Origin of the sequence: Pedobacter sp. GR22-10, assembly GCF_026239715.1 — a bacterium.
Taxonomy (GTDB): Bacteria; Bacteroidota; Bacteroidia; order Sphingobacteriales; family Sphingobacteriaceae; genus Pedobacter.
The window spans coordinates 1,350,245-1,374,552 of sequence record NZ_JAPIVR010000001.1 but is presented as its reverse complement, the minus strand read 5'-3'; the positions used below and the strand labels follow the sequence as shown (position 1 = coordinate 1,374,552).

Below are 24,308 nucleotides of genomic sequence, written 5' to 3'. Positions count from 1 at the left end.
TAAAGATTAACTATTTTTGATGCCGGAATTTTGATAGATCAATTTTCTGCATGTTAAACCGACATTCACTAAACATATATATGAAAAAAGGCTCTACTTTAATAAGGAGGTACCTTCCCCTGTTGTTCTTACTTGTAATTTCTTTTTCGGTTCAGGCACAGTATTTCGGGCAAAATAAAGTAAGGTATAAAAAGCTTGATTTCAAGGTTTTGCAGACACCGCATTTTGAAATTTATTATTACATAAAAAATGAAGCCTTACTAAAGAAATTTTCTCAGGAGGCAGAAACCTGGTATAAGATGCATCAGGAAGTATTCAGGGATACTTTCTTAAAGAAAAATCCAATCATCCTGTATAACAATCATTCTGATTTTCAGCAAACGACTGCCCTTCAGGGTGAAATCGGTATTGGTACCGGTGGTGTGACAGAAGCACTTAAAAACAGGGTAATTATGCCGGTAATGGAACTAAACAGTCAAACACGACATGTATTGGGGCATGAACTGGTACACGCTTTTCAATACCATACGCTGCTGGAAAAAGATTCGATCAGTCTTGAAAATGTGGGTCAGACGCCGCTCTGGATGGTTGAAGGAATGGCAGAGTATCTTTCTATCGGGAAAAAGGATGCCTTTACTTCCATGTGGATGCGCGATGCCATGCTGAACCGGGATATCCCTTCATTGAAAGACCTAACCAATTCCAATAAATACTTTCCTTATCGGTATGGTCAGGCATTCTGGACGTATATTGGATCTCAATATGGTGACACGACCATTGTTCCCTTATTTAAGAACACGGCAAAATATGGCTATGAAAATGCCATTCGATATACTTTTGGTTATGATGACAAGACGCTATCCGGCTTATGGAAAAATGCGATTGATGCACACTATAAACCCATGTTAAAGTCGGATAGTTCACAGATCAAAATTACAGGAACCAAAATTATAGATAATAAAAATGCGGGAAATATGAACGTTGCGCCTGCCTTGAGCCCGGATGGAAAATATCTGGCTTTCATGTCTGAAAAAGATCTTTTTGGCATTGATCTGTTTTTGGCTGATGCCAAAACCGGAAGAATAATCAGGAAGCTCAGCAGCCAGATCAGTAACGGCCACATTGACGATTTTAATTTTATTGAATCTGCCGGTGCCTGGTCGCCAGACAGTAAGCAGTTTGCCTTCAGTATTTTCAGTCATGGCAGAAACCAGATGATGATTATTGATGTATCAAACGGAGCAACCACTTCCCAGACATCTATGCAGCAGGTACAACAATTCGGCAATCTTACCTGGTCTCCAAATGGAAAGGATATTGCATTTTCAGGAATGGTAGAAGGACAGAGTGATATTTTCTCTTACAATTTAGATACGAAGCAAATCACTCAGATAACCAATGATGTTTATTCTGATTACGCACCCAATTATTCTCCGGATGGTAAAAAGATTGTATTCTCTTCTGATCGGGCAGCCATTCAAAGCAATAATATCACGGCCGTAAACCCGATCAATTTAGCCATTTACGATATTGAAAATAAAACCGTCAGCAATTTAAATGTATTTCCTGGCGCCAATAACTTAAACGCACAATTTTCAGGAAATAGCCAGAATATCTATTTCTTATCCAACAGAGATGGCTTCAGAAACCTTTATAAATACAATTTCTCTGATAACAGCGTTGATCAGCTTACCGATTATTTTACAGGGATTAGCGGTATTACAGAGTTCTCACCTGCAATTTCCGTTTCCACTACCGATGACATTGTATACAGCTATTACCGCTATCAGCGGTACACACTATACAATGCAAAGTTAAATAGCTTCAAACCCAAAAGAATAGGGAATCAGGATGAAAATTTTGATGCAGCCATACTGCCGCCTATGGAAAATATAGGTGTAAACATTGTAAACTCCAATTTAAACAATTTCGACAGGTTTGAAAAGGTGGTGGCAGATTCTTTAAAAACGGTAGCTTACAAACCAAAATTCAGGTTAGACTATCTGGCCAATAGTGGTGTTGGTGTTTCATCAAGCCGTTTTGGCACCGGCGTTGCAGGTGGAATTGTGGGCATGTTCAGTGATATTTTAGGAACAAATCAAATCGTTGCCAATATCTCTGTTAACGGGCAGATTTATGATGCCGGTGGTTTGGTAGGATACATTAACCAGAAAAGCAGAATTAACTGGGGTGCCGCCATTTCTCACATTCCTTATGTTTCAGGATTTAATTCCGTTAGCTATGAAAAATTGCCGGCAGATAATAACACCACTGTTGATGCGGTAGCACAAAATACCGATATCATCAGAACTTTCGAAGATCAGGTACAGCTTTTTGCGGCATACCCATTCAGTAAAATTCATCGTTTTGAATTAGGTGGCGCATTTTCGCGTTACAGTTACAGGATTGACAGATACAGCAATTATTATAATACAGCAGGTAGCTATATTGGTGCTGACCGGAAAAGGATTTCCAATGAATTGGCTTCACAGGATTATGGTATTCCGTTTAATTCCTTTACGCTTTACCAATTGAATGCAGGCTTTGTTGGCGATAATTCTATTTTCGGTCTTACTGGTCCGTTAGATGGTTTCAGATACCGGGTAAGTGCAGAAAAATATTTTGGGACGTATAATTTCTCGGGCGTAACTGCAGATTTAAGAAAGTACTGGAGATTAAAACCAGTAACCATAGCGGCCAGAACTTATAATACCTTAAGAATTGGCAAAGATGCAGATCGACTTTACCCTATGTATGTGGGTTACCCCTATTTAGTAAGGGGCTATGAATCAAATTCGATTTATAAAACCACTTCCGCTCAATCTTCAGAATCTTTTGATATCAATCAGTTAACAGGTAGCAAAATTGCTGTTTTTAATTTCGAACTCCGGTTACCATTTACAGGACCTAAGAAATTAGCTGCAATACCATCTAAATTCCTTTTCAGCGATTTAAATCTATTCTTTGATGCCGGTTTAGCCTGGACAAATGATACGCAGGTAAAATTTAAAAGCGAACCCACATATGTAACGGAGACTTTAAAAGATGTTAATGGAAATCCGGTTTTAGATAGCAGTGGAAAACAACTTACATTTCAGTCAACCACTGAGCGGGTGCCTGTCATGAGCGTAGGGATCTCTTTACGGGTAAACGTTTTCGGGTATTTTGTACTTGAACCTTATTATGCCATTCCGTTCCAGCGTAAAGATGTAAAAGGCGGCGTATTTGGTTTAACCTTTGCCCCTGGTTGGTAATCTGTATCTGACCTCACTCAAAAGCGTTCCACTTCAATTGGAGCGCTTTTTTTGTGCAGGAAGGATTTGAATTTAAGATAAGCTGGTAAAGGCCAGGTTAATCTGATTGGTTACATTTCTATGCAACAATATGTTTTCAAAGTCTAAGCCTATCGTTAAATCTATCCAATCCGGATTGCAGGATCTGACCAAACGCTCTTTCTGCATTCTGGTGAACCGGCTTATGATTTTGAAACGTGCCAATGCTTGTGCTTCGCTTTTAAATTCTTCAAAGTATACCAAACGTGTTAACTGTTGCCCGTTATCAAAAAACAAATTTGGCATCTGTTTATAGAAATCCAATGTTTTAATTAAATCAGAACTCATGCCTACGTGCATGCTGGTGCGATTTCTGTCGGTAACGATGTAAACAAACTTTTTCATAATCTTCAAAATATTAATTAACTAAACTAATTAGTATACCTTCTTGCAATTCAAAATAATATTACTAACTTTATGAGCATAAAATTACTAACTATTTTAGTAATTCCAAATTTATTTCAAATTTTATTTTTATGTCGAATATTTCAAATAACTTAAAGTATCTCAGAAAGAAAAAGGGCCATACACAGCAGAATTTCGCTGATATTATGGAAATTAAGAGATCACTGATTGGGGCCTATGAGGAAGATAGAGCCGAGCCAAAATACGATTTGCTAAAAAAAATAGCAGAATATTTTGACTTAACCATTGATGAGTTTATTAACGAAAAGATAAGCGACAGCTGGAAACCTAAGCCTAAAAGTTCCGGATCTAATTTAAGGGTGTTGAGTATTTCGGTAGACCAGAATGACAGGGAGAACATTGAACTGGTACCTGTTAAGGCCAGTGCCGGTTACCTTAATGGCTTTTCTGATCCGCAATACATCAGCGATCTTCCAAAGTTTCAGTTGCCCATACCTGCGCTTCGCCAGGGTACATTCAGGGCTTTTGAAATTATGGGCGACAGTATGTTACCCGTTCAGCCCGGTAGTGTAATTATTGGCGAATACCTGGACAACTGGAATGAAGTGAAAACTGGTGAAACCTATGTGATCATCAGCAAAAACGAAGGCGTAGTATATAAAAGAGCCGGAAATCGTTTTAAAGAAAATAAAGATTTGAAACTCATTTCTGATAATAAAGTATATGATGCCTACACGATAGCAGCAGACGATATCCTGGAAATCTGGAAGGCCAAAGCCTATATATCCACTTCCTTACCTGAACCTGCACCAGACCCAACCATGGAAACCTTAACCCAGATGATGGCACAAATGCAAAAATCTATTTCACAGCTGAATAAAAATTAACACTTTTTAACTTATGCCCGATTAAACTGTATGATGCTTTTCAGCTCTATTATACCAACACATAAATAATCAGAACATGAAAAAAGCAATTTTAACCATCGCAATAGCAGTAATGGGTTTTACTGCCGCATTTGCGCAAGACAGTACCAAAAAGATAAGAAGACAAATGCCTACAATGACTGCAGAACAAAGGGCAGAAAAGGTAACTTCCAGGCTGGAAAAACAATTGGCGCTTACGCCTGATCAAAAAACTAAGGTGTATGCCGTAGAATTGGAAAACGCTAAAAAAATGGAGGCCTGGAGAAAAGCCGATCATGGCGATAGGAAAGATAAAATGGCTGAACGTAAAACATCAATGAGTGAACAAAAGGCAAAAATTGATGCCATCTTAACCGCAGATCAAAAAACCAAAATGGAAGCTTTCCGCACAGAGGCAAGAGAAAAAGGTGAAAAGATGCGTAAAGGATTTCGTCGCGGCGACCGCTCCGACAAAGCGCCTGTAGTATCCAATCCGCCTGCTCAAGGATAAAGGCAGCAAAATAATATTCGATAAAAAAAGTACGGAAATTCAATTCCGTACTTTTTTTGTGTCAAATTGAATGGTGAAAGCTAATACGAATGAACCTTTTTAATTTAAATAGCCACTTCTTTTTAAAAAATCTGCCCACACTTGGTATCCCGCAGGCAATAAATGTAAACCATCCTTAGTTAATGCTGCCCTTAGATGCTGATTTTCATCAGTGAAATTTGGATAAAGGTCAACCACGGTAACGTTTTTTGATGTAAACTTTCTGATCTCTTCATTGAGATAAAGAATATGTTCATCCTTACCATAATGATTTTTAAATTTTTCAAATGAACTGTTTACCGGCAACAGGGTATTGAAATAAATTTGTGTTTTTCTTGATCCCTTCCTGATGCTTGCAATCATCTTTTTATAATTTCTCAGAATGATGCTGTCGGGAATATTTCTGGAAATATCGTTTATCCCGATCAAAATAAAAATTTTAGCGGGCTTTCCGTCAATCACATCCTGCAGCCTTTCTAAAACACCGAATGTAATATCACCGGAGATGCCACGGTTTTTAGCTTGTGGTAAATCCAGTAGTTTTGCCCAGTCTGTTCCGGCTGTAATGCTGTTGCCTAAAAAAACAATATCCTTTTTTGACTTTGGATCATCTTTAAACTTTTTTACCAGTTCTACATATTTACCAGGCCGGTAAGTACTGTCCCAGGCAACAGTCTGGGCATTGGCAGCAACCGTTATGAAGAATAATAAACTGAACGCAGTAAAGCATTTACGGAATGGAAATAATTTCATGACAACCTTTTTTTCAAACTTAATTATTTTGCCTGAACTAACACATCCGGATAATCAGAAATAATACCATCAACATCCAGTGCTTTTAATTTTTGAATGTCTTCTGGTTTATTGGCTGTCCATGGAATAATTTTAACGCCATCAGCATGTGCTTTAGTCACCATTTCTGCAGTAACCATTTGCCATACCGGACTCAAAATAAAAGGTTTAAAGCCTAAATCTGCGATGTTTTCTTCGTAAGATTTTTTATTGGCCACGAGAAAGGATGTTTTTATTTTCGGATATTTCTCGTGAATGATTTGAATGGTCCTTTTATCAAAAGACTGGATCACCACAAAAGGCGAAATTTTCTTCTTTTCAATCACATCCATCAATAATTTCACAAACACTTCAGGTGTTGGGTTGGTTAGGCCATCACCTTGCGGACTACACTTGGTTTCGATATTATAAAAAAACTGCCGGCGTTTATTTTTCTTAATATCGTATTGTACTGAGTCAATTAAATCTGCCAGTAAAGGAATATAAGCTTTCACTTTCTGCTGTGTCGGAAACAAATCGTAGTATTTCGTCCCCAAATCAAACTGCTTTAATGCTGCATAATTCATCCCGAAGACCGGATATTTCTTTGCATCAGTGGCAGGGATATCTTGTCCATCAGGAGTAAGCATAAATGCGGGACTCAAATAATCATCATGCGTAACCACCACCTGTCCATCTTTCGTAATGTGTGTATCCATTTCCAAAGTGGTGATGCCTTTTATGTTCAACGTATTGATCATGGCCTTAATTGTATTTTCGGGCATCAGCCCTCTCCCGCCCCGATGTGCCTCTGCACTAAATGCCGGAAATGAGATGATTTTTTGTCCGTAAGAATGTAGCGCAAAAAAGGATACTGCCGTAATTACGATTGCTGACCTAACTAATTTCATTTGCTGTGAATTAATGTTTATTGAATTGTTTAATGTTCTGATAATTTTACAAATGGTGATCAGGCAGTTACTTCCGCTTCGAATTGCTCTCCGAACCGGTCAGTGGCTACTACTTTCACTTTTTGCACTGTAGGATCAAAATGTGCCATAAATAAGTGATCTGTTGAACAAGCTTCCACAAAAGATCTTGGGTTAGGCAGTTTATCACCCTTGTATAACTTCACAGCCAGGGGATCAAATCCATCTTGTTGGGCCAGTGTACCCATTGCTTTCCCATCCAGAAAATATTCTACCTTCCATTCCGGATCATAATTCCATACGTTGGCTATCAACCTTTTCTGGTTGGTTAAAGTCTCCACATAAACAGCAAGCTGTTCTTTTCTATCACGACCAGTAGATTTATAATGCCATTTCAGTTTTGTTCCATCCACTTCATAAACACCATAACCACGGGGTGTTCCATCTTCACAGATTGGCCCCGTCCACCAGCCCCCACAAACGGTACCATGGTTATGCTCGAAAACACCATTTTTAATTACATTTTTATTAAAGTGGGTATGGCCAGACATGATGTGAACATTTGGATAATCCTTAATTACGGCATAAAAATCATCATTGTTTTTTACAGCGTTATGTACCGGGATATGCAGACAGATAATCAATAAGGCATCTTTCGGTACAAATTGCAAATCTTTAGCCAGCCAATCCAATTGTGTTGGGGTGATGTAGCCATCATAATTTCGCTCAGTACCTAAGTACCTGACATCATCCAGCACCACGTAATGTGCCTTGCCCCTGTTGAAAGAATAATAAGTAGGGCCGTAATGTGCTTGAAAAGTCCTGTCGGATGTTTCATCACCACCTTGTCTGTAATCCTGATCATGGTTGCCCAATGCCTGGAAAAAAGGAATCCCAATTTGTGCGATTGCTTCATCATAAGCCGGGAATAAATCAAAATTGTCCCAAACTAAATCACCAACCCCAATACCATGAACAGGTATTTTACCCATTCCCTGAACTACTTTTTTAGTATCAGGAACTGAAGTTTCCATCATTTGCTGCACATCATTTTTATTTTTAACCTGAGGATCAGCCCAGATAATGAAATTGTGCCTGTTATCATTTTGCTTCAGGGCCTTAAGGTCAAAATTCAATTTTCCGGCAGTATCCGGCTTATAATAATGCCTGGCAATACTGCTTTCTGTTTTAAACTCATAGCCAGCCGGCGTACTGATCCAGACAAAGCGGGCCAGATCATTCAATTTAATTTCGTAATGGCCGGTTTTGTCGGTTTGAACAACCTGGTACCCGTCTGAAATGACGGCACCAGCTACGGCTTTGCTTTTACTGGTAACGAAACCGCTTACCACGCCATCAACCGTAAAAAGGGAAGAAGGGAAAGATTTTAGACTAACAAAAAGGGTTGTGGTTAACAGGCTTGTTTTTTGGATGAAAGATCTTCTGTTCATAATAGGAGGATTTAAATTCATCAACCAAGCCACCAATAACGAATGGCTTGATTGAATATATTAATTAACGATAACTGTAAAACCAGTGGCCTGTTGAATTTCTGAAAGTTGTGAGGTCGACTTTAGTTCGACATTTTTGGCTACTCTTCCGGTGCTCCATAAGCCGGTTGTGGCATCATAAATACCACCGAGCATGGTAAAGTTACTGGTAGCCGGAAATGCATACTTACTGGTGTTGGTACCACCGCCGTAAAAGTTGACACGTTTTCTATTCTGGATGACACTGTATTTATCGGTATTGGTGATGCGGTAACCTACCTCGGGTGGTCCGGCTGTATAGACGCTGCCACCCCCACCAAACATGACCACATCTAATGGAACCGAACTTGCACTTACCGTTGTGCCATCAAACACAGCAATACCTGCAACGTTACCACTGTTCGCCAGTAAATTAGTGGTAGCTGTACCAAAATCATCTCCGTTTAATGTAGAATAGGCTTTGGCGGCAATCCAGACAGCATTGCTGATGTCAGTTGATGCGGAGCCCCAAATTTTCTTATTGCTTCCGCCAACGTAACAAAACTGCCCCTTTTTAACTGAACCGGTGGTGATGTTAAACTTATACGTCCGCACGCCGCCCATTGCCCATCCTAAGGTTGGGGCAGCCGTAATCCCGGCATTATTAGACGTTACAATTGACATCGGCGTAACGGCAAAATTTATATCCCTGGTGGCTTTAAACTGTATATATTCATTGTTGGCATCAGATCCATCGGGATCCGTCAGGTATCCGGTCACTACCAATGGCGATACTTTGATGACATCTAGTTCGTAAATATCTTCTAAAGTTCTTGGCCATAACTGCAAACCGTCTGAATTTCTGAAAACAATTCCGGTAAAATCAGCAAAAGGAACCATGGCAGATTTAGCCAGCTGAGCAGTAGCTTCGGTATGAATGGTCGCTTTTCCAAAACCATCATTAATCACTTTGTTTCCTGAAAAGGTATCACCGGTAACCGGCTCGGGTGCTGTTACACCTTTGCTAATCGTGATCAGCGTGCTTTCGTAAAAATCAGGACGGCTGATCAGTGTGGCGGTATTCACTGCCTGCGTTCTTACACTTCTGCCTGAGGAGATTTTTTTAATTTCACCTGCATTAACGCCGGTAAGCTGCAAAATCCCATCAACCCTTTTCATGGTGCTTCCGTCTATTTTAACATGAACCGAATCACCAGGAACATAATTTGCAGAGGCTGTACCAATATTAATGGCGATTCCCCTTAAAGAATCAATACCACTTCCGGTAATCCGGCTATTTTGAACAATCAATAATCCTGCAGGAATATTTCCGCTGGCCTGATCGGAAATGACCACACCCCTGATGCTGCTTGCACCCGATAAGTTGGTGGTATTTAATTGTATTTCTGTATTCTTATAAAGTTTGCGTAAATCAAAGTTCGCAATAAAGGGACTTGGACTCACCGATACATAATCACTGTCGCGCTTGCAGCTCATGAAAGTGCTCCCCAAAAGAAGAAGCGCAGTCATGTAATATATTATTTTTTTCATCTTATTTAAGGATTAGGGTTTTTGCCACCAAACAAGTGTATTGATATCATCAACGCCCTGAGCGGCAACGGCATTTCGATAAGAAGTTGGATTGGTAGATTGTGTTACCAGCGGATAATTTAACCTTGCCGGCATTTTTCCACCGTTGGCCAGACCTGTACCCACCTGTAAAAAAGGATGTTTGGTTCTGCGATATTCCAGCCATTGCTGAAAATCAACCATAAACAGGGCATAATATTTCTGAATGTGGATCAACTGCATCTTACTTGGTGCGTTGCGCACCTGATTTTCCAATGGCAGAGCATTGCTCCAGGCAATATCGGCAGCATTAACATAACTCACCACCTCCGGACTGCTCGCACTGGTAAATCTTTCAGGCATCCAATAATTTACGGCATCAGCTATTCCTTTTAAATAATAGGCTTCACCCGTGCCGCTAATCCAGCCTTTTGCTGCTGCTTCGGCTAAAATAAAATCAACCTCGGCACAATTCATAATGATTCCCGTATAGCGGTCCGTTTGCAAAGTATATGGAGCATTGGTGGCATCAGAATAAAAATAAGATTGTTTTTTGATTGAATTACCTGCATCATACCCACTGGGTACGCCCACATATCCATCTGGTCCGGGTGCAATTCCAAACCTGCTTACATTATTTTTACCCAGTTGGGGATTAATGCGCGGATCGGCCCAAGCACTCAGGTTGCTCAGGAAAAAATCGGTAATGGCCGGTGTTCTGAAATCAACGGCCCTTACATTGATCATAAATGGAGAAGAATAAACGGCTGTACTGCTATTGGTTCCGTTCCATAGAATTTTTGCCGTATGGCTATTATTCTCCATAACCGGATAATTGGCCTTATTGGTATCTGCAATTTCCTTGATTTTAGCAATTACCCGGGCACTTACATCAGACTTTCCTGAAATGCGAAGCAGTAACCTTAAGTAAAGTGAGTTGCCAAATCTGCGCCATTTATTGATATCGCCCTGATAAACCGGATCTGCATTGGCTGAAATCGTTGTGCCTGTGGCTAACAGTTTATTGGCCTCTTCCAATTTATCTAACAAATCCAGGTAAATGTCTTTTTGTTTATCAAAAGCAGGTTCTATTATGCCTTCTTTACCCTTATTGGCTTCAAAATAAGGCACATCACCATAAACATCTGTCAACAGCTGGAAAACCCAGGCCTGTGTGATTAAAGATATCCCTTTATAGGATGCATTCAGAGATTCCGGACGGTTTGCAATGGTATAAATATCCCTCAGGTTGGTTAATTCCAGATACCAATTGTTCCAGGTGTAATCTGCCCAGTTCCGGCGAACATCATACCTGAAAACTTTTCCTTCTGCATCACTGATATCGACCGTAACCTGCATCAACTCATTGTTGAAATTGCGGTTACGCACCATATTGGTTGATAATACATTAACGAGCGCGGGCGCCAGTAACTGCCCTGCTGTAGTATTGGTACGACCGATCGGATCGGTATTGACCTCATTAAAATCTTTCTTGCAGGAAAGGGCTGATAAACAGAGTGCTGATAATAATATATAACTGGTTATTTTATTTTTTGTCTTCATTATCTATAATTTTATAAACCCACCACTAAACGTACACCATAACTTCTGGTAGAAGGCAACTGACCTGTTTCAAAGCCCTGCACAATGTCGCTACCGGATAATGTGCCGAATTCCGGGTCAAATGCCGGCCATGGCGACCATATAAATAAATTTCTGCCATAAGCACCAATGGTAAGTCTGGTAAAACCGATTCTTTTTAAGAAAGCCGGACCAAAGGCATAGGTGATATTTGCTTCCCTGAATTTCAGGTAGTCGGTTCTGAATACACTGCCTTCGGCCTGATCTGAACCATAAAGTGAGGTATAGAAACTTTCCAGGTTGGTGGCCACCACATCATTCTTGCGGTAAGTACCATCTGCATTTTGCACTACCCCATCACCCACAACGCCATTATAACGTCCGGGTAAGGTAAGGTCTAATTTCCCCAGGGAAGCCATTCGTGAAAATGTTAAAGAGTGGGCTACTGCGCCTAACTGAGCATCAAACAAACCATTGATACTGAAATGATCATAAGTAAAGGTAGAGCCAAAACTAAACCTGAATTTAGGCATGGTATTTCCCAGATAAATGAGATCAGAAGTACTGATTTTGGCATTACCTGTAGCAGAATCATAAATAATTTGTCCATCCGGCGATCTCATGTAGCCTCGTCCGTATAAATCACCCATGCTGCCGCCTACATTTGCAACGATTTGTCCGCCGCCTAATGCGCCTGTGCGCAGCACTACTGAACTATCAGCCAGTTCTTCAATCCGGTTTCGGTTAGCTGTAAACGTTCCGGTAAGTTCCCATTTAAATTTCTTGGTTTGAACAGGTGTACCGTTTACCGCAATTTCAATTCCCTTATTCTGCACGCGGCCGACATTGAAAACGGCCACATTATAACCTGTAGACCGGTCGATAATCCGGTTTAAAATCTGGTTTTTGGTATTGCCCAGATAAGCGGCAAAATCAAAATTAAGTCGGTTTTTAAATAAGCGTAATTCCGTACCCAATTCAATAGTGTTTGTTTTCAGTGGTTTCAAATTCGGATTCGGCAACACATTGGGGTTGGTCATGGCATTATCGGGATATATACCATTTGAAGCCAGACCATAATTGTAAGCCGTACGATATGGTGTGGTACCACCACTTCCCACCTGAGAAACCGATGCCCTTAATTTAAAGAAGCTGATCACTTTGGGAAGAGATAACAAATCGGACACGATTAATGAGGTACTGGCCGATGGATAGAAAAAACCCACGTTATCTGTTCTGGATGGCGTAGCTAAAGTACTGCTCCAATCCTGACGGCCTGTCAAATCTAAATACAGGTAATTTTTGAAACTGAAAGATAATGCTGCATAAAAACTGTTTATCCTGTATTTTGCTGTATCGGGTACAGAAACCAGCGGGCTCAAATTGTTATCCAGTTGGTAAATTCCCGGCACAACCAATCCATCTGCACGCAGTTCAGATTTTTTATATTCATTACGCATCTGGCTGCCACCTGCATTGGCATTCAGGTGCAGATTGTTACTGATTTTTTTATCGTACCGCAACAGGAAGTCAAAATTGGTTTCATAGGAGTTAATGTCCTGTACGCGGTAAGATCCCTGGGCAAACTTATTTCCGGCCGCATCCCAGGGGCGTTGCGTTTCGCGGATATCTTTATTGTAATCAATTGAACCCCTTAATAATAAACTCAATTCTTTTGAAATCTTATAAGTAGCCTGAATATTACTCAAAATTCCGTTTCTCCGCTGCTTGTTGATGTATTGCTCGGAGATGGCATAAGGACTTTCAGGATTGGTCGTGGTAATATTTACAAATTGTACATTTTCCTTCCCGGGTGCCCAGTAATCCCTGTACCAATCTGTATTCACGTTGGGTTGGGCAAACATAAACCAATACATCAACGACTGGTTTCCATAACCGGTTGCGGGTAGATTATCACTGTGCCTGTTGTTATAAGCGGCTTTAAACGATACACTAAATCTTTTATTGACATCCGTATTGGCCGAATACGAAACTGAAGTCCGATCCAGTCCGGTGTTGGGTACAATCCACTCATTGTTGCCATGGCTGGCGGAGAACCTCATCCCTACACCTTTATATGATCCATCCAGGCTCAGGGAATTCAACGACTCAAAACCCGTTTGAAAAAAGGCATCTACCGGGTTTTGATAGGCCATCCATGGTGTGCGGGTGGTGCCCCGGGTCTTGGTAGCCGGGTCATATTGGTAAAAACTGGCGCCTGTGCCAAATGGTGCACCCCAGCTTGAACTGGTTCCATTGGTGCTGGGCCCATCTTCTGTTGCACCGTAAGAAAAGTAAGGTACACCAAACTGACCCTGACCAAACTGATTTTGCGCTGCAGGGCTGTTATTCACCTGCTCCCAGGTACTATTTGACGTAAAGGTAATGTTCAACTTCTTATTGGCCCTGCCTGATTTGGTGGTGATAATGATGGCACCATTTGCACCACGCTGCCCGTATAATGCCGAAGCGCCCGGACCTTTCAAAACGGTAACACTTTCAATATCATCAGGATTAAGGTCATTGAGTGCTGAACCAAAATCGGCCGGCATCACATCACCTGATGTTCCATAAACACCTCCTGATGAACCTGCTGTACGCCTGGCAGAACTGCTGGCTACTACCCCATCAATTACAATTAACGCTTCATTGTCTCCGGTAAGGTTATTTTCACCACGTAAAATAATTTTATTAGAAGCTGCCGGACCACTGTTACGCACCAAATTTAAACCAGCTACTTTTCCAGAGAGTGATTCTGTCCAGTTGCTGGAAACGGCATTTGTCAAGGAAGTACTATCCACCTGCGTAACCGAGTAACCCAATGCCTTTTCATCACGTTTGATCCCTAAGGCTGTAACCACCACTTCATTCAGGTTACTGGCTGAAGAAGCTAAACGGATGACTACATTATTTTCGTTGTTGTTAAAAACGCGGCTGACAGTGGTGTAACCGACCATGTTATAGACTACCTTGGTGCCTTTAGCAACATTAATAACGTAGTTTCCTTTTTCATTGGTCACCCCTAAAACCTTTCTGTTATCATCAGTTATGGTAGTACCTACTAAAATCTGTCCGTCCTCATCATCCAGAACCGTTCCTTTTACAATGATGTTGGCAGGGTTAATTTGAGCAGACGCATGGCTAAAGCAGATTAGTTGTAAAACCATGATAGCAGCAAACAGTCTACATCCTGAATGAAAGCGGTTCCTCTTTTTTTCGAATTTGAGACCATTATTCGGATTACATTCCTTAAAATGTGCAAGACATTGCGGCAGGTAAAATTTTCGAGTAAATTTTTTAATCATATTCGTTATATTCGGTTAGTAAGTATCATCTAATTCGATTTACCCCTTCCCAATTCAGGAGCAAAGTAAGCCTGTTCACGTTAAAAATATGTTAACTGCACATTAAGGTATACCAATAGGTCTTGATTAATTTCGAATTGTTTTATTTTAATTACATTATATTTCGAAATATTATCTTTAACGTAAAACGAAAGTAATAACGAATAACAGTAATTACAAACATTGACTGTCAATAACTACCGAAATCGAATGGAATTTTGCATTAAAAATATCGATCAGTAAGAAAAAAGAAAGGTGGTAATCAGAAGAGAAACTAAAAATATCGATGCACAGACATCTTTAAGGAACAATTGTAGGATTAAATTGTAGGCTATTGGAAATTTACAGGCATGATCTGCCTGTTCAAATTAATTCAATAACATTAAGTAACATTTTAATGATATAAAATATCGAAACATAAAGAAACCCAATTTAGTTAACCATTATAACTTAATATATACTTATTGTAAAGTTTTCTTAAAGAATAAGTTCTCTCTAAAACAACCAGCAGGATAATTGGTAAAACGACCCAGGTAAAAATCTGGAGCACATAAAAAATATAGGCAACTAATCCTATTAACCTGAAAGCCTCCAGGTAACAGATCCATCTTCTCTGTTCCAGTAAAGCGCCAATATTGATTAAAGTGATTAAAACGAAGACCAGGATAGCCCATTTGTCTAGAGCACTTAAATAAGGGAAAAACATCGTGGCAAGCGTTAGAGTGGCAACCACCGCAACCAACTGCATATTGAGGTATTTTTTAAATTTAAAAGTAGATCGTTTCTTTTGTTTATCCTGGAAATAGCGGGCTTCCAGAACCGGCCTGATGTTTTGATCCATCAATGCCGGACTTCCGAATAAGGCATTCCATTTTGCTTTAAAGCCATGTGCCAGCCGGTAAGCTGCTGTTATTTCGAGGTAATAATGAAAATGCTGCCACAGAAAACTATAGCTTTTAATGGGGTGCGTTAATCCATATTGAGGTGGTTCTTCTTCCTGCTGAAAAGTACCAAAAAGCTTATCCCAGAAAACAAAAACATCACCATAATTTTTATCCAGATATTTTTCATCAGAAGCATGGTGAACACCATGGAGTGAGGGCGTGATCAACACCTTTTCCAGCCAGCTGATCTTTCCGATGAGTTGTGTATGGGTGAAAAAGGAATAAGCACCATGTGCCAGCAGAATGGTAATGATCATCGACGGCTGAAAGCCAATCAGTGGCAGGACGCACCAGAAAACATTCCTGAAAATGGCCTGAATGGTGGTAATCCGGGCGGCAGCCGTAAAATTAAATTCCTCACTTTGATGATGTACAATATGTGCAGCCCAGAGAATGTTAATTTCATGCCCTAAACGGTGATACCAGTACCAGACAAAATCTGTAGCCAGTAATAAAAGCAACCATATGTACCATTTATTCGGAATCTGAAATAAAGCATAATGCTGATAAACCCATTCATATACCTGGTAAAAGCTGGCTGCAATAAATAAATTCAATAACCGCTCGGCGATACCTACACTGAAATTAGCAACGGAACTTTCATACTTAAATACCTCTTTCCGCTTTCTTTGCTGCGCAACTTTATACTCAATGAACACAAAAACAAAAAAAGCAGGAATGGCAAATGCGAGGTAGTTTACAGTCATGATGATTACATTTCTTGAATATCAATACCGCAAACATATAAATAATCTACTAATTATATAGATTATATAGTTTACTATTTTAAATTAGTTGCCATTCTATTCGTTTAATATTTATTGTTTCTATTAATTTGCAGAAATCAGTTTATATAAAAACATTCATATGGCAGCAGAAAAAAAAGTCGGACAAACCAATATCCTATCCATTGACATCGGCGGAACAAGTATCAAAACAGTTTTACTGGACGAAGATGGAAATATGCTGTCAGAATATATGAAAAGTAAAACGCCTGCGGGTGCAACACCAAAAGATATTGTTTCAGGTATACAGGATCTGATTAAACCCATTCCGAAAACTTATAACCGCGTTTCTATCGGATTTCCGGGATATGTAAAGAACGGGATGGTGAAGACCGCACCAAACCTGGCTAAAAATAAATGGGCAGATGTAGACCTGGCCCAACGCGTAGCTGATGCTTTAAATCAGCCGGTAAGATTGGTAAATGATGCTGATCAGCAGGGATTGGGCGTGGTGGAAGGCAAGGGTTTTGAGATTGTGTTTACTGTAGGTACCGGATTTGGAACCGCATTGCTGTTTGACGGCGAACTGCTACCACACCTGGAACTGGCACACTTCCCGATCAACAAAGATGAAGACTACGACGATTACATCGGCAATAAGGCTTTTGAAGACATTGGTTCAGAACGATGGAACAAACGTTTAAAGAAAATCATCGAAATCTATAAAACTGTTTTTAATTACGATGCGCTTTATATTGGTGGCGGAAATTCAAAACAGATTGATTTTAAACTGGACAGCAACATTACATTGGTAACAAACAGAGATGGTATTAAAGGTGGTGCAAAACTTTGGAAACTAGCTGATAAGTACAATATTTTTACTGTTCATCCAAAAGTGTAAAACTTACACTATGTACTGTTGTTAATTATTACAATCTTTTAACATCAAAATCAACTATATTCATTTGTAAGTTCTAATTTTGAATACTATAAAAAATTAAAAATGTCAGATAACGAGTCAAAAAAATACAAATTGGGGATGATCGGTTTAGGAACCATGGGCCGCAACCTTTTATTAAACATGGCAGATAAGGGTTTCGCCGTAACCGGTTATGATAAGGATCAGAAAATGATTTCCAAGCTGGAAGAAGAAGGGCAGAAACACGAGCTAAAGGGTTTCAATGATATTGAAGCCTTTATTAACAGCTTGCAATCGCCAAGAACACTGATTCTGCTGGTACCCGCCGGCCCCATAGTAGATAGCGTTATTACAGAATTAAAACCCTTGCTCAGTAAAGGTGACATCATCATTGATAGCGGTAACTCACATTTTACCGATACCAACCGCAGGGTTTCTGAATTGGAAAAAGATGGTTTGCATTTCTTCGGAATGGGAATCTCCGGCGGAGAAGAAGGTGCCCGTTTCGGTCCGAGCATGATGCCGGGTGGCGATAAAAAAGCCTACGATGTGGTGAAGGAAGTTTTCGATGCAGTTGCGGCTAAAGTTGGCGCTGATCCATGTGTTACCTATATAGGTCCCGGAGCATCAGGTCACTTTGTCAAAATGGTGCACAACGGCATTGAATATGCCATTATGGAACTCATTGCAGAAGTATATGGTGTATTGAAAAATGGCCTCAATTACTCTAATGAAGAAATTTATAAGGTCTTTAAAAAATGGAATGAAGGCAGGCTGCAGTCTTTTCTGCTGGAAATTACAGCTGAAATCTTCTTGTTTAAAGATACCGATACCCAAAACGACCTGCTGGATCAGATTAAGGATGAAGCCCGTTCTAAAGGTACAGGAAAATGGACTTCAGAAGTTTCAATGGAATTACAATTACCTATCCCGACCATTAATGAGGCCGTTTCTAACCGCGATTTGTCCAAATTTAAAAAATTAAGGGTATCACTGGAAGAGGCTTTTGGCAAAAAAGAAAGCCAGATTAATCTTACCGTTGATGAATTGGAAGATGCTTTTTATTTCTCTATGATCAGTGCTTATGCACAAGGCATGCATTTATTGGTTCAGGCCTCTACAGAATATGAGTATGATTTACAGTTACAGGAAATCGCTAAAATCTGGCGTGGTGGATGTATCATCAGGGCTAAGTTTCTGGAAGATATTTATCAGGCCTATGATAAAGATAACGCACTTGAACATTTATTCGGCGATGGCGGAATCCAGAACATCATTAAAGATACACTGACAGGAACCCGTAAAACCATTTCAGCATGCATCAACGCAGGTATTGGTATCCCGGCATTTGCCTCAACACTGACTTATTTTGATACCATTACAACGGCAAGGATGCCTTCTAACCTTATACAGGCACAACGGGACTTTTTTGGCGCACATACTTTCGAGCGTATTGATCAGGAAGGTGTTTTCCATGCCGACTGGAATAAATTATCATAAATTTTAATTACAAGAAGTCAAACATAAAATGAAGACTAAAGCCGCATTAAGCCCAACGATATTTGTCATATTTGGTGGTACAGGTGATTTAAATAAAAGAAAATTAGCTCCTGCCTTATATAATTTATTTATAGAAGGTTACATGCCTGAAAAGTTTGCCATTATTGGTACCGGCAGAACTGAATTTACAGATGATAGCTATAAAGCTGCTCTGGAAGATGCAGTAAATGAATTTTCTCGCTCCGGAAAGGTAAAAAAAGACAAATGGGATAACTTTGGAAATACCATCCACTACTGCCCTACTGATTTTGCTCAACCAAAGACTTTTGAAAACTTAAAGGATGCCGTTGAAAAATACCAAAAGGAATACGGACCAGATACACAGATTATTTTCTACCTGGCTGTAGCACCTAATTTCTTTCCGGTTATTGCAGAATATCTGCACAAATATAAGCTGACGGAAGATGAAGACAATAGCCGGATTGTGATCGAAAAACCATTTGGTCATGATTTAGAATCTGCAAAAGAGTTAAATGCGCTATTAAGAACTATTTTTACCGAAAAACAGATCTATCGCATCGATCACTACCTTGGGAAAGAAACTGTTCAGAATATGATGGCCTTCCGTTTTGCCAATTCTTTATTTGAACCGCTTTGGAACAGGACATACATTGACCATGTACAGATTTCTGTAACCGAACAATTAGGTGTTCAGGATCGTGGTGGTTATTATGAAGGTTCGGGTGCGCTGCGTGATATGATTCAGAATCATTTATTACAATTGCTTTGTTTAATTGGAATGGAAGCACCGATCAACTTTGATGCGGATGAAATCAGAAACCGTAAGGTAGAAGTTTTAAAAGCCATGCGTCCGTTCTCTGCTGAAGATATCCGTTTTCATACCGTTCGGGGCCAATACAGCAAAGGCTGGGTAGAAGGAAAAGAAGTACCTGGCTACCGCCAGGAAAAAGGTGTAGATCCACATTCTAATACAGAAACTTTCGCCGCAGTAAAATTCCACATTGACAACTGGAGATGGCAGGGCATTCCGTTCTATTTAAGAACCGGAAAACGCTTAAATCAAACCTCTTCATTGATTACCATTCAGTTCAGGGATGTACCCCATCAGATCTTTTCTTCTGGTGTAACCGAAAACTGGCAACAAAACCGCCTGGTGATCAGCATTCAGCCAGAGATGAGCATCAGGTTACAGGTTCAGGCAAAAAGGCCTGGTTTGGATATGGTTTTAAATCCGGTTGATATGGTGTTTGACTATAAAGGCACTTATGATGGCGACACCCCCGAGGCTTACGAAACCTTGCTTTTGGATGCCATGATGGGTGACCAAACCCTATTTATGCGTGGCGATCAGGTAGAAGCGGCATGGGAATTGGTGATGCCGATTTTAAATACCTGGGAAAGTAAAAAATCAATTAATTTTCCTAATTATCCGGCAGACAGCTGGGGACCTGAAGAAGCCGAGGCCTTAATTGCCCGCGATGGTTTCCACTGGTTTAACCTGCCCTTAAAGAATAAAGAATAATATTTTTATCTCGTCCTTGCCAGGTATGATGCCTCTGTACATTGAATAGCATCATACCTCGCAAGGACGTCTATTTTAAAATAATGAACCTACTGATATACAAAACTCTCGAAGAATTAAATCAGGATTTAGCAGATTACGTGATCAAAATCGCCGAAATGTCAATTGAAGAAAACGATCGCTTTAATTTTGTTTTAACCGGTGGAAGTTCGCCGAAGGCACTTTACCACCTTCTGGCTACGGAATGTGAACATCGAATTGACTGGGAGAAGGTTTATTTCTTTTTTGGTGATGAGCGAAATGTTCCTTCAACAGATGAGAATTACAACGGCCTGATGGCAAAGAAGACTTTGCTTGATCCACTTGGAATTAAGGAAGACCATATTTTTTATGTAAATACCACACTGGCACCTGAAAAGGCAGCCATTGAATATAAAAAATCAATTGACAAGCACTTTAACGGAGAAGATCCGGCATTCGACCTTATCCTTTTAGGAATGGGTGATGATGCGCATACGGCATCCATTTTTCCTCATACCACTTTAGTGAAAGATCAGGAAGTTGATGTGGCCGCCGTGTTTGTTGAAAAATTAAATACCTACCGCATCAGTTTCACTGCTCCTTTAATTAATAAGGCAGATAATGTGGCTTTCTTGGTTTTTGGAGAAAATAAGGCAGAAGCTTTAAAACATGTGATTAATGATGAGGAGAAAAATTTCGATCTGTATCCTTCACAGTTAATTGATCCGATTGATGGGAAACTGACCTGGTTTACCGACGAAGCTGCAACCAGATTACTGGAAGAGTAATAACCATTTAATACTATTAACCCATAAGGTTTTGAAGACCTTATGGGTTGGTTTATTTATACTTGGCGTAAGTTGAACTTAAAGCGCCGGCTTTAAATTCTCTTCAATTAATAACTTAATAATTCCATCGGCCATTCCCACCTTTGGAACATAGAGTTGCTTGATGCCTGTCCATTTCATCAGCGTTAAATAAATCTCACTCGCAGGGATAATCACATCAGCACGGTCAGGATTAAGGTGCAGGGTATTAATTCTTTCCTTTAAGGAATAACTGGTAAGTTTATTATAAAGCGCATTCAGCTTTTGCAGTGAAAGTGGTGCATGGTCTTTCTCCTCGCTCATCCTGAAAAGCTTATTGATATTGCCGCCGGTGCCAATTCCGGCAAGATGCTTATGGCCCTTGGTATGTTCTTTCACCCATTCCTTCATTTCTTCCCAGGTTTCTTCCTTATCCTGGTTATCCAGCATTCGGATGGTACCAATATCAAAAGATCTGGAGATCTGCGGTGTTCCCTTCACAAAAACAGAAAGTTCTGTACTACCCCCGCCCACATCAATATACAGATACGTTTTGCTGTCATCAAGGTCTGCCTCAATGTGGTTGGCGTAAATGATATTGGCTTCCCGCTGCCCTTCTATAATCTCCAAGTTAATTTCAGTTTTTTCTTTGATCCATTTAACAATTTCTGCACCGTTTTTGGCCTCTCGCATAGCTGAAGTAGCGCATGCCAGGTATTCAGATACGTGATAAACATCCATCAGGTTTTTGAAAGCTGCCATGGTTTTGATCAGGTCTCCGGTTTTTTTTTCTGAAATCTGTTTATCCAGAAAGGCGTCATCACCTAAACGAAGTGGCACACGGATTAAGGTGTTTTTTTTGTATTTGAATTCGCCATCGTGTTTGCTGATATCAGCAATGAGTAGCCTTACCGCGTTAGAACCGATATCTATAGCTGCGTATCTTAACATTATGATTGGTGCTTGGTTTTTAAGTAGTTATAAGTATCAACTTGTGCCCTGATTTTTTTACTCAATCTGTTTTTATGATACTTGTTATTGTTTAATGCATTAATTTGACGTGCCTTGGTATTGTCCTGCAGTTGCAAATCAATAATATCCTGAATTTCTTGTTTCACATCAGGATCCAGAACCGGAAAGCCAACTTCTACCCGATGCTCGAAATTCCTGCTCATCAGGTCGGCAGATGATAAATACATATCATTTTTACCGTTGTTACTGAAAATATATACGCGGGCATGTTCCAGAAATTTATCAATGATGCTAATGGCCGTAATGTTTTCGCTAAAGCCTTTCACCCCTGGTACCAGACAGCAAATTCCGCGGATAATCAGTTGTATTTTTACGCCTGCATTGCTGGCATCGTAAAGTTTGGAAATAATGCCCTCATCAGCCAGGCTGTTCACCTTGAGCATGATGTATGCAATTTTTCCGGCCTTTGCATTTCTGATCTCCCGGTTAATAAAATTCACCAGTTTAGATCTGCTTTCCATTGGAGATACAATTAAATGTTTATACCCCTTTATTACCGTGCGTTTGCTTAAAGCGTCAAACAACTTAACCAGATCATTGGTAATTTCTTTACGCGCAGTGAAAATACTGTGGTCGCAATACAATCCGGCTGTTTTTTCATTGAAATTACCCGTTGCCAGATTGGCGTAATAAACCGGTTTTTCTTTTTCAATCCTTTTCACCAGACAGATTTTAGAATGTACTTTATAATCTGTTAAGCCATAGTTCACCTTAACGCCCTCTTCCATTAAACGGGTTGTCCAGAAAATATTGGCCTGTTCATCAAAACGGGCTTTTAATTCCAGTAATACCGATACAGCCTTTCCGTTTTTTGCGGCATTGATCAGGGCATTAATTACTTTTGAATTTTCAGCCAGGCGGTATAAAGTAATCTGAATTTCGGTAACCTTCGGATCTATGGCCGCTTCACGGAGGAAAAGAATAATGTAGTCATAAGACTGGTATGGAAGATTAACCAGGTAATCGCGTTGCGCAACTTTATTGAACATACTCTGTGTGCGATGCAATTCATGCACCTTAAGTGGTACATTAGGCGCATATTCCAGTTCCTTTTTCCCCACATTGGGGAAAGCAATAAAATCACCGAACTTATGGTACCTGTTGCCGGGAATCAAACTTTCGGCTTCCAGCTTCAGCTTATTCACCAGAACCGTCAGCATATTGAGTGGCATGGCCGAATCATAGAGCAAGCGCATAGGTTTACCCTTTTTCCGTTTTTCCAGGCTACTTTTTAAATCTTCAATAAATTTATCGTTAATGTTTTTGTCGATATCCAATTCGGCATCCCTGGTGAGCTGAATGGAATAAGCCTCCAGGTTATCATACGTAAATACATAAAAAATATCATCCAGGCAGTACCTGATAATGTCCTCAGCCAGAATAATAAATTTCAGATCGTTGGTTTCAGGCAGTACCAGAAACCGGGGTAAATTAGGTGGAATCTCAATTAGGGCATACTTCTCTCTGATCTTGGTATCTTTTTTGGAAAGCTTGACAAAGAAATACAGATACCGGTCTTTCAGTTCCGGGAAAGGTTTGTCCATATCCAGCATAATGGGAACCACGTTCGACAGGATTTTATCACGAAAGTGATTCTTTACAAATTCACCCCGGCTTACGTTTAGCTGGGTATCGTTTAAGATAAAGATTCTGTTTTGTGCGAGCTCATTGATCAAAGTTGCCTGAAAAAGCTGATCGAATTTCCGCTCCTGTTTCACCACAATATTTTTGATTTCATTCAGGATTTTACGCGGATTAAAACCCAGAAGTGCTTTAGCTTTATCATTCAGATTGGTTAAGCGGGTCATTGTAGCTACCCTTACCCGGTAAAATTCTTCCAGATTGGATGAAAAGATGGATAAAAACTTTATTCTTTCGATAAGCGGCACAGTTTCATCGGCAGCTTCCTGTAATACGCGGTCATTAAAGTAAAGCCAGCTAATTTCACGATTTAAAAATGGTATCTTCTTCTTGCTCATTTAAAAAAATAAAAATCCCTGCC

17 protein-coding genes are annotated in these 24,308 nt (G+C 40.0%); 7 read left to right on the top strand and 10 right to left on the bottom strand.

All coding sequences use genetic code 11. From position 1 onward, the window contains the following. Window positions 1-80 precede the first annotated feature (80 nt). The gene (locus OQX64_RS05855; protein WP_265818016.1) at window positions 81-3,254 is read left to right on the top strand and encodes a peptidase MA family metallohydrolase; all 3,174 of its coding nucleotides are present in this window, start codon (window positions 81-83) and stop codon (window positions 3,252-3,254) included. 72 nt (window positions 3,255-3,326) lie between these two features. On the opposite strand, the gene OQX64_RS05850 is transcribed toward OQX64_RS05855, so the two are convergent. Then, window positions 3,327-3,677 (bottom strand): GIY-YIG nuclease family protein, encoded by a 351-nt coding sequence (locus OQX64_RS05850; RefSeq protein ID WP_029285173.1) that lies wholly within the window; start codon window positions 3,675-3,677, stop codon window positions 3,327-3,329. Window positions 3,678-3,808: 131 nt separating this feature from the next. Here OQX64_RS05850 and OQX64_RS05845 point away from each other — a divergent pair, with 131 nt between their 5' ends. Beyond that, window positions 3,809-4,585, top strand: coding sequence for an XRE family transcriptional regulator (locus tag OQX64_RS05845; protein ID WP_088301635.1), 777 nt, complete (start codon window positions 3,809-3,811; stop codon window positions 4,583-4,585). Window positions 4,586-4,661: 76 nt separating this feature from the next. Then, window positions 4,662-5,114, top strand: coding sequence for a hypothetical protein (locus tag OQX64_RS05840; protein ID WP_265818015.1), 453 nt, complete (start codon window positions 4,662-4,664; stop codon window positions 5,112-5,114). A gap of 99 nt (window positions 5,115-5,213) precedes the next feature. On the opposite strand, the gene OQX64_RS05835 is transcribed toward OQX64_RS05840, so the two are convergent. The 7 genes from OQX64_RS05835 to OQX64_RS05805 all read right to left on the bottom strand — a co-directional run bounded on the left by OQX64_RS05835 (window position 5,214) and on the right by OQX64_RS05805 (window position 16,467). After that, a complete protein-coding gene (locus OQX64_RS05835; RefSeq protein WP_088301633.1) occupies window positions 5,214-5,906 on the bottom strand; it encodes a GDSL-type esterase/lipase family protein in 693 nt (230 codons plus the stop codon). 23 nt (window positions 5,907-5,929) lie between these two features. After that, a complete protein-coding gene (locus tag OQX64_RS05830) occupies window positions 5,930-6,835 on the bottom strand; it encodes a glycerophosphodiester phosphodiesterase family protein (protein WP_265818014.1) in 906 nt (301 codons plus the stop codon). Between the two features lie 59 nt (window positions 6,836-6,894). Beyond that, a complete protein-coding gene (locus OQX64_RS05825) occupies window positions 6,895-8,304 on the bottom strand; it encodes a calcineurin-like phosphoesterase family protein (RefSeq protein WP_265818013.1) in 1,410 nt (469 codons plus the stop codon). Between the two features lie 60 nt (window positions 8,305-8,364). After that, on the bottom strand, window positions 8,365-9,873 hold the full coding sequence (locus tag OQX64_RS05820) for a DUF5689 domain-containing protein (RefSeq protein WP_265818012.1): 1,509 nt from the start codon (window positions 9,871-9,873) through the stop codon (window positions 8,365-8,367). Window positions 9,874-9,885: 12 nt separating this feature from the next. Further along, window positions 9,886-11,454 (bottom strand): SusD/RagB family nutrient-binding outer membrane lipoprotein, encoded by a 1,569-nt coding sequence (locus OQX64_RS05815; RefSeq protein WP_265818011.1) that lies wholly within the window; start codon window positions 11,452-11,454, stop codon window positions 9,886-9,888. Between the two features lie 11 nt (window positions 11,455-11,465). After that, window positions 11,466-14,639, bottom strand: coding sequence for a SusC/RagA family TonB-linked outer membrane protein (locus OQX64_RS05810; RefSeq protein WP_265818010.1), 3,174 nt, complete (start codon window positions 14,637-14,639; stop codon window positions 11,466-11,468). A gap of 613 nt (window positions 14,640-15,252) precedes the next feature. Beyond that, window positions 15,253-16,467 carry a sterol desaturase family protein gene (locus tag OQX64_RS05805; RefSeq protein ID WP_265818009.1) on the bottom strand — a complete coding sequence of 405 codons (1,215 nt, stop codon included), beginning with the start codon at window positions 16,465-16,467 and terminating at the stop codon, window positions 15,253-15,255. A 160-nt stretch (window positions 16,468-16,627) separates the two neighbouring features. Here OQX64_RS05805 and OQX64_RS05800 point away from each other — a divergent pair, with 160 nt between their 5' ends. From OQX64_RS05800 to pgl, 4 genes are all read left to right on the top strand, one after another. After that, the gene (locus OQX64_RS05800) at window positions 16,628-17,386 is read left to right on the top strand and encodes an ROK family protein (RefSeq protein ID WP_088301627.1); all 759 of its coding nucleotides are present in this window, start codon (window positions 16,628-16,630) and stop codon (window positions 17,384-17,386) included. A gap of 102 nt (window positions 17,387-17,488) precedes the next feature. Then, window positions 17,489-18,904, top strand: coding sequence for an NADP-dependent phosphogluconate dehydrogenase (gene gndA, locus OQX64_RS05795; protein ID WP_088301626.1), 1,416 nt, complete (start codon window positions 17,489-17,491; stop codon window positions 18,902-18,904). A gap of 28 nt (window positions 18,905-18,932) precedes the next feature. Beyond that, a complete protein-coding gene (gene zwf / locus OQX64_RS05790) occupies window positions 18,933-20,447 on the top strand; it encodes a glucose-6-phosphate dehydrogenase (protein WP_088301625.1) in 1,515 nt (504 codons plus the stop codon). An 83-nt stretch (window positions 20,448-20,530) separates the two neighbouring features. Beyond that, the gene (gene pgl, locus OQX64_RS05785; RefSeq protein WP_088301624.1) at window positions 20,531-21,256 is read left to right on the top strand and encodes a 6-phosphogluconolactonase; all 726 of its coding nucleotides are present in this window, start codon (window positions 20,531-20,533) and stop codon (window positions 21,254-21,256) included. A 78-nt stretch (window positions 21,257-21,334) separates the two neighbouring features. On the opposite strand, the gene OQX64_RS05780 is transcribed toward pgl, so the two are convergent. Both OQX64_RS05780 and ppk1 read right to left on the bottom strand, forming a co-directional pair. Beyond that, window positions 21,335-22,225, bottom strand: coding sequence for an exopolyphosphatase (locus tag OQX64_RS05780; protein WP_088301623.1), 891 nt, complete (start codon window positions 22,223-22,225; stop codon window positions 21,335-21,337). After that, the gene (gene ppk1 / locus OQX64_RS05775) at window positions 22,225-24,285 is read right to left on the bottom strand and encodes a polyphosphate kinase 1 (protein WP_265818008.1); all 2,061 of its coding nucleotides are present in this window, start codon (window positions 24,283-24,285) and stop codon (window positions 22,225-22,227) included. The genes OQX64_RS05780 and ppk1 overlap by 1 nt, the downstream gene beginning before the upstream one ends. Between the last annotated feature and the right edge of the window lie 23 nt (window positions 24,286-24,308).

Bases quoted from the DNA above. Each gene is read 5' to 3' on its own strand.
- ppk1 (WP_265818008.1), bottom strand. From the start codon at position 24,285: ATGAGCAAGAAGAAGATACCATTTTTAAATCGTGAAATTAGCTGGCTT.
- OQX64_RS05850 (WP_029285173.1), bottom strand. From the start codon at position 3,677: ATGAAAAAGTTTGTTTACATCGTTACCGACAGAAATCGCACCAGCATG.
- zwf (WP_088301625.1), top strand. From the start codon at position 18,933: ATGAAGACTAAAGCCGCATTAAGCCCAACGATATTTGTCATATTTGGT.
- OQX64_RS05820 (WP_265818012.1), bottom strand. From the start codon at position 9,873: ATGAAAAAAATAATATATTACATGACTGCGCTTCTTCTTTTGGGGAGC.
- OQX64_RS05810 (WP_265818010.1), bottom strand. From the start codon at position 14,639: ATGGTTTTACAACTAATCTGCTTTAGCCATGCGTCTGCTCAAATTAAC.
- OQX64_RS05780 (WP_088301623.1), bottom strand. From the start codon at position 22,225: ATGTTAAGATACGCAGCTATAGATATCGGTTCTAACGCGGTAAGGCTA.
- gndA (WP_088301626.1), top strand. From the start codon at position 17,489: ATGTCAGATAACGAGTCAAAAAAATACAAATTGGGGATGATCGGTTTA.
- OQX64_RS05835 (WP_088301633.1), bottom strand. From the start codon at position 5,906: ATGAAATTATTTCCATTCCGTAAATGCTTTACTGCGTTCAGTTTATTA.
- OQX64_RS05840 (WP_265818015.1), top strand. From the start codon at position 4,662: ATGAAAAAAGCAATTTTAACCATCGCAATAGCAGTAATGGGTTTTACT.
- OQX64_RS05805 (WP_265818009.1), bottom strand. From the start codon at position 16,467: ATGACTGTAAACTACCTCGCATTTGCCATTCCTGCTTTTTTTGTTTTT.
- OQX64_RS05815 (WP_265818011.1), bottom strand. From the start codon at position 11,454: ATGAAGACAAAAAATAAAATAACCAGTTATATATTATTATCAGCACTC.
- OQX64_RS05825 (WP_265818013.1), bottom strand. From the start codon at position 8,304: ATGAACAGAAGATCTTTCATCCAAAAAACAAGCCTGTTAACCACAACC.
- pgl (WP_088301624.1), top strand. From the start codon at position 20,531: ATGAACCTACTGATATACAAAACTCTCGAAGAATTAAATCAGGATTTA.
- OQX64_RS05845 (WP_088301635.1), top strand. From the start codon at position 3,809: ATGTCGAATATTTCAAATAACTTAAAGTATCTCAGAAAGAAAAAGGGC.
- OQX64_RS05800 (WP_088301627.1), top strand. From the start codon at position 16,628: ATGGCAGCAGAAAAAAAAGTCGGACAAACCAATATCCTATCCATTGAC.
- OQX64_RS05830 (WP_265818014.1), bottom strand. From the start codon at position 6,835: ATGAAATTAGTTAGGTCAGCAATCGTAATTACGGCAGTATCCTTTTTT.
- OQX64_RS05855 (WP_265818016.1), top strand. From the start codon at position 81: ATGAAAAAAGGCTCTACTTTAATAAGGAGGTACCTTCCCCTGTTGTTC.